The sequence below is a fragment of the Microcoleus sp. A6-C6 genome (assembly GCF_036705955.1).
Classification (GTDB): domain Bacteria; phylum Cyanobacteriota; class Cyanobacteriia; order Cyanobacteriales; family Microcoleaceae; genus Microcoleus.
Genome location: NZ_JAUBVR010000027.1, coordinates 68,837 through 77,939 on the forward strand (window position 1 = coordinate 68,837; position 9,103 = coordinate 77,939).

The 9,103-nt window shown below is 43.2% G+C and carries 12 protein-coding genes and 1 riboswitch; of the genes, 4 read left to right on the forward strand and 8 right to left on the reverse strand.

The window, feature by feature from the left end; genetic code table 11:
- Positions 1-853: right-handed parallel beta-helix repeat-containing protein (locus tag QUB52_RS13355; protein ID WP_332976198.1), on the forward strand; the 853-nt coding region annotated here is incomplete at its 5' end.
- A gap of 141 nt (positions 854-994) precedes the next feature.
- On the opposite strand, the gene QUB52_RS13360 is transcribed toward QUB52_RS13355, so the two are convergent.
- The 8 genes from QUB52_RS13360 to QUB52_RS13395 form a co-directional block, all read right to left on the reverse strand.
- Positions 995-1,960 carry a DUF6282 family protein gene (locus QUB52_RS13360; protein WP_332966049.1) on the reverse strand — a complete coding sequence of 322 codons (966 nt, stop codon included), beginning with the start codon at positions 1,958-1,960 and terminating at the stop codon, positions 995-997.
- A gap of 68 nt (positions 1,961-2,028) precedes the next feature.
- Positions 2,029-2,475 carry a SufE family protein gene (locus tag QUB52_RS13365; protein WP_332975489.1) on the reverse strand — a complete coding sequence of 149 codons (447 nt, stop codon included), beginning with the start codon at positions 2,473-2,475 and terminating at the stop codon, positions 2,029-2,031.
- 264 nt (positions 2,476-2,739) lie between these two features.
- Positions 2,740-2,934, reverse strand: coding sequence for a hypothetical protein (locus QUB52_RS13370; RefSeq protein ID WP_332975490.1), 195 nt, complete (start codon positions 2,932-2,934; stop codon positions 2,740-2,742).
- Complete coding sequence (locus QUB52_RS13375) at positions 2,925-3,389, reverse strand: hypothetical protein (protein ID WP_332975491.1); 465 nt, start codon at positions 3,387-3,389, stop codon at positions 2,925-2,927. Before QUB52_RS13375 ends, QUB52_RS13370 begins: the two co-directional genes overlap by 10 nt.
- Positions 3,390-3,468: 79 nt before the next feature.
- Positions 3,469-3,909: a hypothetical protein gene (locus tag QUB52_RS13380; protein WP_332975492.1), complete on the reverse strand. Its 441-nt coding sequence runs from the start codon at positions 3,907-3,909 to the stop codon at positions 3,469-3,471.
- Positions 3,893-4,969 carry a 5-methyltetrahydropteroyltriglutamate--homocysteine S-methyltransferase gene (gene metE / locus QUB52_RS13385; protein ID WP_332975493.1) on the reverse strand — a complete coding sequence of 359 codons (1,077 nt, stop codon included), beginning with the start codon at positions 4,967-4,969 and terminating at the stop codon, positions 3,893-3,895. The genes QUB52_RS13380 and metE overlap by 17 nt, the downstream gene beginning before the upstream one ends.
- A gap of 12 nt (positions 4,970-4,981) precedes the next feature.
- Positions 4,982-6,139, reverse strand: coding sequence for a hypothetical protein (locus QUB52_RS13390; protein ID WP_332975494.1), 1,158 nt, complete (start codon positions 6,137-6,139; stop codon positions 4,982-4,984).
- 467 nt (positions 6,140-6,606) lie between these two features.
- Positions 6,607-6,753, reverse strand: a riboswitch (cobalamin riboswitch).
- Between the two features lie 30 nt (positions 6,754-6,783).
- Positions 6,784-6,942 (reverse strand): hypothetical protein, encoded by a 159-nt coding sequence (locus QUB52_RS13395; RefSeq protein WP_265237248.1) that lies wholly within the window; start codon positions 6,940-6,942, stop codon positions 6,784-6,786.
- Positions 6,943-7,286: 344 nt separating this feature from the next.
- On the opposite strand from QUB52_RS13395, the gene QUB52_RS13400 reads away from it, so the two are divergent.
- The 3 genes from QUB52_RS13400 (at position 7,287) to QUB52_RS13410 (ending at position 9,060) form a co-directional block, all read left to right on the forward strand.
- Positions 7,287-8,015 (forward strand): response regulator, encoded by a 729-nt coding sequence (locus tag QUB52_RS13400; RefSeq protein ID WP_265237250.1) that lies wholly within the window; start codon positions 7,287-7,289, stop codon positions 8,013-8,015.
- Positions 8,016-8,024: 9 nt separating this feature from the next.
- Entirely contained in the window at positions 8,025-8,633 is a 609-nt protein-coding gene (locus QUB52_RS13405; protein ID WP_265237252.1) for an adenylate/guanylate cyclase domain-containing protein, read from the forward strand.
- Positions 8,634-8,799: 166 nt separating this feature from the next.
- Positions 8,800-9,060, forward strand: coding sequence for a hypothetical protein (locus tag QUB52_RS13410; RefSeq protein ID WP_265237254.1), 261 nt, complete (start codon positions 8,800-8,802; stop codon positions 9,058-9,060).
- The last annotated feature ends 43 nt before the right edge of the window (positions 9,061-9,103 follow it).

Genomic DNA, 9,103 nt, shown 5'->3' on the forward strand with positions numbered 1-9,103 from the left:
AATCGAGACAGCCAATCAAAATCAAACTCAACTGCAATCTCAAGTATCCGAGTTAGAATATCAGTTAGAAACTGTATATCAAGAAAGGTTGCAGCCAACGGAAATTTCTGCAACAGCCGAAGCATCTCCCAAATTTGAATTAGTACAAGAAATTGCAGAATCAACCTCAGAATCAGCAGCTTCAAAAACTCAAGAATTTGTGGTTTCTCAGCAAGGTCAAGGAGATTATACCACAATTAACGAAGCGCTGAAAAATGCTGTTTCAGGTATGAAAATTTATGTGCATCCCGGCTTGTACCAAGAAAGTCTAATTATCGACAAATCGGTAGAAATTATCGGCAGCATAGAAGCGGGTAGCGTCACTGTTGAAAGCAGCGATTCAAACTGCATTTTAATGCAAACAGACAGTGCTTTAGTGCGAGGTTTAACGCTGATCACAACGGGCAAATATTACGCTGTAGATATTCGCAAAGGCGAGTTAATCATAGAAGACAGCGATATCACTTCTGCCAACTATTCTGTGGTGGTAATTTGTGGCCCCGATGCTAATTCAGTAATCCGCCGCTGTCAAATTCACGATGGAATATGGAACGGAATTTTCATCTCTGATCATGGCAAAGCAACGGTAGAAGATTGCAATATCTATGATAACGGCAGTCTGGGAATCGGTGTCGGATTGGGAGGAAAGTTGATCGTGCGCCGCTGTCGGATTCATGGTAATGAAGGTGAGGCGATCGCAGTTTACAGAGATGGCATTGCTACGGTGGATGATTGCGATTTGACAGGCAATTCTGGCGGTGCTTGGCGGATTGTAGATAACGGATATGTGCGTGGTAAAGACAATCAAGAATAGAAGAAGTCATTGGTCATGAGTCATTGGTCATTGGTCATTGGTCATTAGTCATTGGTCATTAGTCATTAGTCATTGGTCATTGGTTATTAGTCATTTGTTAGTGGCTACCCATTACTAATACTCGATGCCCAATTACTCCTTCTAAATTCCTAACAATTGAGCGGGATTTTCTTTGCTCATTAAATCAATTTCGCGCTGAGAAATTCCTTCATCCATTAACTTTTCTACAAATAACTTGTAACCTTCGGCAGGCAAAGGATCGGGTTTTCTTCCCAAATCTGTACTCAAAACAAAATGCTCGGCTCCGATTAGTTGGATCGCTGTTACCATCTGATTAATCGAAACATGATGCCAGTTTTTGTGTCCGTCATCAGCGGCATTTTCTCCCATCAAATCGTTGACAAATGCTAATTCTAGAAACGCTCCCATCTGGGCTGCTGTTTGCATATTTTCTAGGGACAAACCGGGTACATCTGCCATTGCGTGGGTAATCAGGATGTTTTTAATGTTGAGAAGTTTGGCTTGCCGGACAACAGCCATAACCTCTTCTGAGGAAATGTGCCCGGTTTCCAAGACTAAATTATTTCTAGCTACAATCTTGAGTACCGCTGCTGTTTCCGGTAAAACTTGGCCGTTTTCCGCAACTTTAATGCCGATTCCCGATTTGCCAAAAACCTGCAAATGATGCTCGGAATCAACGGTTGGTAGCCACACTACTTTACCATATTTGCCGCCGATGCGGTGCATTGCTTCTACAGCGTCGGGATTAATCCCGCCTACGGAATGATTGAGAACAATTCCCCCGAAAACTTGGATTTGCGGTACAATTTTATTGACCAGAACTGCCCGTGCTGCTGTGCTGCCATAGTGATTTTTTAGCACAACTGCTTTCATGTGCGATCGCGCCGCCGACTCAGCTACCTCAAAATCGTCTAACCTGCGGGGAATTACATCGGGAGACGAATGGATGTGAAAGTCGATCGCACCTTCGACAATACTCTCATGCAAATTGACAACCGCAGGCTCTCCGACAGCATACACGGGCAAAGAAAAAGACAACCAAATCAGACCAAATACAATTATCTTAAACAAAAGATGTAACCGCATTTGCGAAATCCGCTGCATACTCTTCGTGCATCCCCAAAAATCCCGGAAATCCACGGTTTTTGCTCCTGTTAATTTGCTTCTGCTTGCGCGCTCAATTCGCAAGCCACTGCTTTATTTTTCATCATTTGAAAGATGTTATAAAATCCGTTAGCGCGGGAAGGTGTCAGGCTCACATTCAATCCCGTATCTTGAATAAAATCTGGGGTAATGCTAACTATTTCAGCAGGGGTTAATCCGCTCAAACCTTCCACGAGCAAGCCAACTAATCCTTTGACTAACTGAGCGTCAGAATCGCCTTGATACAAAACTTTGCCGTCAGTCAAATTGGCGGTAATATAAACTTGCGATACGCAGCCAGAAACTTTGTTTTCGGGCTGTTTATCGGTTTCGGGAAATGCTGGGAGTCGCTTAGCATACCACAGCAGTTGTTCGTAGCGCTGTTTTGGGTCGGCGTGTCGCTGGAAGCGCTGGACGATTTTGGCTAGGGTTGCGGGTAGCGCGGTATTTGCGGACATGATTCCAAGTAGCGGTTTACTGCGCTAATATTATAGCTTCGATTGTACCTGTAGGGCGATCGATATAGTCATGGACGCGCCGGTGGCCAGAAACCGGGTTTCTGACACCCCGCGCACATCTAAGAAACTGGGTTTCTGTGATAATTTACGCATCCCCACCAAAATTGAGGAAGAAACCGGGTTTGATGGACGAAAATTATTCGTTGTAGCCTACAGATTAGCTAAAAAACCCGGTTTTTTTGGTCTTGATGCGTCAGTCCTGAATTAGTCAGATGGTTTAGATTGAGAATCCTGTTTAGGAAGATGCAGCTTTGCTATTTGCGATCGCACTATTGCTATTGGAACAAACAATGCACCGCTAGCCAAACCGATCGCAAACCGAAACCCCAAAAGTAAAAAACCCTCTAGCTTCCGTTCTGGGACTGGTTCGATCGCAACTTTGTGTTGAATCAATTGCATCGTATATTTTTTTCGTTCAAATGGGTGGACTGAGGTTGGAATTCTTCCCATCCTTTGCAGATTTGCTCGTAACATTGCGAGGGCGAAATCGGTAGATTTCGCAGATAAAAGAACGTGACTTCCCGACCGGATTCCAGCAGCAGAATGATGTCTTTGCTAGGGTTATAGGTGTCTGCAGCTTGCAAAATATGACCGTTTATGTGGTGATTTTGCAGGATGGCGGTGTCGGGAGCCAATAACCAAGCATTGAGAAAGGGAGCTAAACGACTGCGGGGCACAAAATGCGATCGGAATGTTTCACCAGTAACTCCCATCAATGGGTTATTAAGACTACAAATTACTGCACCTCGTTCACCATTCAGATAGCCAAGCCAAGCGTTATAGCCTAACACCAACAGATTAGTTGCAATAAAGGATTGCTGCCAATCTTCGCTATTTGTTTCAGATGTCATCATCTATTAAAAATCCAGTATCAATTTATCAACCTATGCGAACTATGAATTGAGTTGAATTTAGGCATTAAGAGCGGAAGTTTTAGGGTGTCAAACTTGGTTTAAATTCCTCCCAGCGCCTACAGACTTGTTCGTAGCAATCGGCAGGTAAAATTGCTAGTTTGCTTAATAGATTGACCTCTGTTTGACAACCAAATTTAAGCAAAAGCAGAATATCTTGCTCTGGATTGTACTTAGCAGTTGCTGCTATCACAGATGGAATAGTCGATGAGTCAACGGATAGCGATCGCAGATAAAATCCCATCAAATTCAAAGGAATAAACTGGATTTGAAAAGGAATTAATTCGAGGTTAGTCATTGTAGAACCAAGAACTTGAGTATCCACATCACAAACCACAACTCCCCGCCCGAAAGACTCAAATCCCTTCCATCCTGTATAACCAATAACCAGCAAATTGGTGTGAATAAATCCCTGTTGCCAGCAGCCAAAATTTCCTTGCCAAACGCTATTTTCCGGTCGCATTTACTTCCTCCCGCAGGATTTTAGCAGCTTCCACCATATTTTTTAGCGCCGGAATTACTTCTTCCCAACGCCGTGTTTTCAAGCCACAATCGGGATTTACCCAAATTTGTTCAGTTGGTAGATTAGCAATGCCAGTTCGCAGTTGTTGCAAAATCTGTTCCGTCGTTGGCACCACTGGACTGTGGATGTCATAAACGCCATTACCCACTTGATAGGTGTAACCTGCGGCGGTTATTTCATGCAGCGTTTGGTTATTGCTGCGGCTATTTTCAATCGAAATTACATCGGCATCTAACCGTTCAATATCTTTGATGATATCGCCAAATTCGCAGTAGCACATATGCGTGTGAATTTGAGTTTGAGGATTAGCGCTTGCGGTAGCCAGAAGAAACGCATCTACGGCCCAAGACAGGTATTGATTCCAGTTTTCCACTTTCAGAGGTAAGCCTTCGCGCAATGCTGGTTCATCTACTTGAATTACTTGCGCTCCTGCTGCTTCTAAATCTGCTATTTCATCCCGCAATGCCAGAGCTATTTGAAATGCTTGTACCTGTCTGGAAATATCGGTGCGCGGATATGACCAATTTAAAATTGTTACGGGGGCTGTTAGCATTCCTTTAACTGGTTTTTGCGTCAATGATTGCGCTACTTTGAACTCGCGCACCGTCATTGGATTAGTGCGTACAACATCACCGTAAATAATCGGCGGACGCACGTAACGGCTGCCATAGCTTTGTACCCAGCCATTTGCAGTGAAGGCGAATCCATCCAACTGTTGTCCGAAATATTCCACCATATCGGTGCGCTCAAATTCGCCATGCACTAACACATCTAGCCCAATTTCTTCTTGAATTTTAATGCTCTCGGCAATTTGAGCGTCGATCGCAGTTTGATAGTTTTCCTGATTCAATTCACCCTTTTTGTAGCGCAGCCGCAGTTGTCGCACTTCCGGGGTTTGAGGAAACGAGCCGATCGTTGTAGTGGGAAAAATGGGCAGAGAAATCTGTTTTGATAGCCGCAAACCGTAGGATAATTTGCGTTGAAAGTCATTCGTTGTCAAGCTTTTTAGACGTTACTGCACGGCAATATTGGTCGGGCTAAATTTCTCGAAGGTTGTCCAAGCCTCGCTAATTTTAGCGCGATCGCTTCCAGTTTCTTCTCCGGCTAAACTGCGTGCCAAAAACTTCACAGCTTGCAGTTTTTGTTCGGCAAAACTCAACACGTTGCGGAGAGGTTCTGGCAACTTTGTTTCCCGTGCGGCATCGTAGGGAACAAACTGCAATGATGCCGACGGCTGAATTACAATATCGGGCGTAATTCGCTGAATATCTTGCAGCACTGGTAGCACTTCTTCTGGACGAATTTGCCAAATATTGCGAGCATCTACAATTCCCACACCCAATCGTTTATCAGCAGGAAATCCCTGTTCTTTAAGCAATTCCAAATTGCGTCCGCGAGTGAAATCTAAGCTAATTGCAGCAACTGGTAACTGCATCACCCAAGGATAGGTATCTCCCAAATCATCAAAGTAAGTAACTAAATCGATGGGAAGTTTAATTTCAGCGAAGGAACTATAGGTTGACTCAAAGGCTTCTTTGAATTGGCCAGCATCCCCCATAACCAAAGCAGGTTCGTGAATTTGAACTTCAGAAATACCCAAGTTTTTTAATGCTTTCAGCAACGCAATATAACGCTCTAGCAATCTTGAAACTGCTTCATTTAAGGGTATATCAAACCGACTCAATCGCAGTAAAGTAATGGGGCCTAAGACAATAGGTCTTACTTTTTCGCCTAATAAAGTTTGAGCGCGATTAACTGTTTCTAGAAAGTCGCTGAAATCGGCAGGCTGCCATTCTGAGGGAATTTCTGGTACCAGGTAGTGATAGTTGGTGTCGAACCATTTAGTCATTTCTAGCGCCGGTATTCCTTCTTTGCCCCGCGCCATTGCAAAGTAGCGATCTAAACCTGATAAATGCTGAAAGCGATCGGGGATTAACCCCAGGCGAACTGTCCAATCCAGAACATGATCGTAGAGGGTAGTATCGCCAACACCGATGCGATATATACCTGATTTTAGCTGTGTTTGCCAGTTTTCTATTTCTAGTTTTCTGACTGTTTGCAGTAGATTATGTGCATTTAATTTGTTACTCCAAAAGGCTTCTAGTGCCTTCTTGACTTCACGATTTTTACCAATGCGAGGATATCCAATGGTTGCAGTTGAAATTGACATAATTTTTCCTAAGTATGGTTAATCAATAAATAGAGTCATCAGTACAAAGAGCGATCGCAATTGACTGAATTTTTACTATTGATATTTTCTGAATTATCCAGTTGAGTTTTTGACATTCCATAGAAAATTTGTCGGAAAATAAGGGTATCCGATGCTGAATTTTCTATAGCAATGCCATCAGATTGCAATGTGACGCATCCAAGACAAAATTATCTGAACTTCCAACATAGCCATAACAAAGCTGTTAGAAATTACAGCAGGCAAAAGCCCAGTAATATTTCTTGCATCTAAAACTAGATAATGCTGTTGAGGCTAACTTTTTTAACTCACTGTGTCGCCCTAGAAACCAATTCCACCACAGGTTTCTCACGGGTTAAGGAGCATAATAGCCGATCGCGCAGCGTCTCTAAAATCGAATCGAATTGAAAACAAAATGCTGAAGACATCCGTACCTCGCAGATGGATTAAATTGAACAATACAATCGGCGGGCATCCTGACTAAGAAACGACTATACGCTTCATCACAGTTGCGGGACAGCGCCGGGTTCGCACCGGACTTTCCCCGTTTCCTCTGGTGGGTGATCTCCACAAGAACCGATTAGGTCATACCATAGCACATTTTTCAAAATATGCAACCCCTAAAATCAAGTCTGGCGATCGAATATCATCAATAATCTTGGACGCAAGCGCGATTTGAAACCGGGTTTTTTACCAAAATCCTTCGTTCCAGCCAGCAAATTAGGCAAAAACCCGGTTTCTTTGGTTTCGATGCGTAAGTCCCGATCGAAATCATTTGCCTGCATCTTTAAGATTCGGCGTTGCTTAATCAGGGTATGAAAAAGAATTAGGCAAAAATCCAGAAGCTTTGTGGACAATGGTTTTTATGATTTGCATATTTAGCCGTTCATACCGTAAATCAGCAACGCCAAAGCCGAATATTTGCCACCCAAACCTTCAACAATTGTCCGCGTATTGGCAACCAGCATTTGGCGATCAATATCGCCTGCACTTCCCAGTTTAAGATTTGTTGCAATTTGAGTAAATCTAGCTCGCCAGTGATAACAAAATAATCCAATGTGGGTAAAATAATTTTATCAGGGCAACTCGAAGCAGCGAACAAGTTTACATCAGAAACCGGGTGGGAGTGATGAGTACAGTTTTAGTGGTGGAAGATTCCCGCAGCCAGCGGGAGTGCATTTCACATCAGTTGAGATGCAGCGGATTAAATGTAATTCAAGCATCAGACGGTGTGGAAGCGCTGGATAAAGTTGGAAGAAATTCCCCAGATTTAGTATTATTAGATATCGTAATGCCCCGCATGGACGGTTACGGAGTTTGCCGTTTAATTAAAGCTAATCCCGAAACTCGGAATATACCGATCGTATTTTTAACCGGGAAGGGACAGCAGTTAGCTTTGTTCTCCAGGGCGATCGATCGCGCCGAAGCGTATGTTAGCAAACCTTGGCAGCCGAGGGAACTTTTGTCAACGATCAAAAAAGTGTTACTAAATGCCAATATTAAGTTCGATCGAGCTTCAGCGGACGCTTGGACGGAATACGGTATTTTAAACTTAAGTACGATCGAACTGTATCAAAGTAGCGCCGATGCTTGGACAAAATATAGCACTCAAATCATTAAATTGTATGATACCAGTTTAGCAGCTTTTCAGCAAGCTTTGGCAATTGAACCGAGTCACTCGAATGCCAACCAATATCGCAATCGAGTCCAGACAATCCGGGCAATTTTGATGAAAAAATTAGAGGAGACTCAACCTTGCAAAGTCTGCGATTATTATTACGGGAAAGACGGCATTAATTGTGCAGTGCATCCCGCTGGTCGCCCTCAAGCTTTCTGTCGAGATTGGGAATTTAATTAATTAAAATCAATGAAAACAAATAACCGCACCAACTTGGAAAAATTGCTGCAAGAAAGAAACGAACATCCCGAAAAAATGGCAGAAATTGATGCCGAAATTAATGCAACTTTCAGCCAAAATCACACGATTTTGGTAATGGATATGTCGGGATTTTCGCGCACGACTGTCCGCTACGGAATCATCCATTTTCTGGCAATGATTCACCGGATGCACGGAATTGTCAAACCGATAATTTCGGAATGCGGCGGTACTGTTGTTAAGGAGGAAGCCGACAATATTTTTGCAGTGTTTCCCGATGTAAAATTAGCAGTGGAAGCTGCAATCGACTCTCTGAAACAAACGGGGGCTGTCAACACGACACTGCCACCGGAGATGGATATTTACCTCTGCATTGGTATTGGCTGCGGCGATGTTTTGATGCTGGAAGGAGAGGATATGTATGGATCGGAATTTAATCTAGCATCCAAGCTGGGAGAGGATTTGGCGGAACGGGGAGAGATTTTGCTCACCTCAGCGGCGTTTGAAAATTTGGAAGGTGAGAAGCAAGATTGGGAAAGATTGGAAATTTCAATTTCGGGTTTGGAATTAGTGGCTTACAAGCGGGTATCATCTACTTAATTTGTCTCATAGTTTTTAATAATATAGAAAATAAAATTAATGATTACCCGCGTTAAACCAAAGAAACCGGGTTTTTTGCTGAATCTGTCGGCTACGACGAAGGATTTGGGTGAAAAACCCGGTTTCTGACCACTCGTGCATCCTGGACTATAAAATTTAAAATCAGATGATTGACGAACAAATAAATTGGCAAGCTATCAATTTAGCGAATATTCAACAGCGGCTGGCTTGGGTGCAACAACAGCCGGATGGACTTATTTTTTGCCAAGAGTCGGGAGTTCACTATGTTACAGTTAAAAAAGACCAAAGTCAAATTAAGTTTTCTTTGGTAGAAAAGGTGAATTTGCATACAGATTTATTGCAATCTGTGTTTTCCCTCAACAATCCCCTGCATTTAGCTAAACAGACGGGAATCCCCACACTATAATCGCTTCGACAAGCGTGTGGGATGAAAGACGCGGTGAGACTCC

Bases quoted from the DNA above. Each gene is read 5' to 3' on its own strand.
- QUB52_RS13360 (WP_332966049.1), bottom strand. From the start codon at position 1,960: ATGCGGTTACATCTTTTGTTTAAGATAATTGTATTTGGTCTGATTTGG.
- QUB52_RS13365 (WP_332975489.1), bottom strand. From the start codon at position 2,475: ATGTCCGCAAATACCGCGCTACCCGCAACCCTAGCCAAAATCGTCCAG.
- QUB52_RS13370 (WP_332975490.1), bottom strand. From the start codon at position 2,934: ATGCAATTGATTCAACACAAAGTTGCGATCGAACCAGTCCCAGAACGG.
- QUB52_RS13375 (WP_332975491.1), bottom strand. From the start codon at position 3,389: ATGATGACATCTGAAACAAATAGCGAAGATTGGCAGCAATCCTTTATT.
- QUB52_RS13380 (WP_332975492.1), bottom strand. From the start codon at position 3,909: ATGCGACCGGAAAATAGCGTTTGGCAAGGAAATTTTGGCTGCTGGCAA.
- QUB52_RS13390 (WP_332975494.1), bottom strand. From the start codon at position 6,139: ATGTCAATTTCAACTGCAACCATTGGATATCCTCGCATTGGTAAAAAT.
- QUB52_RS13395 (WP_265237248.1), bottom strand. From the start codon at position 6,942: ATGCAGGCAAATGATTTCGATCGGGACTTACGCATCGAAACCAAAGAA.
- QUB52_RS13400 (WP_265237250.1), top strand. From the start codon at position 7,287: ATGAGTACAGTTTTAGTGGTGGAAGATTCCCGCAGCCAGCGGGAGTGC.
- QUB52_RS13405 (WP_265237252.1), top strand. From the start codon at position 8,025: ATGAAAACAAATAACCGCACCAACTTGGAAAAATTGCTGCAAGAAAGA.
- QUB52_RS13410 (WP_265237254.1), top strand. From the start codon at position 8,800: ATGATTGACGAACAAATAAATTGGCAAGCTATCAATTTAGCGAATATT.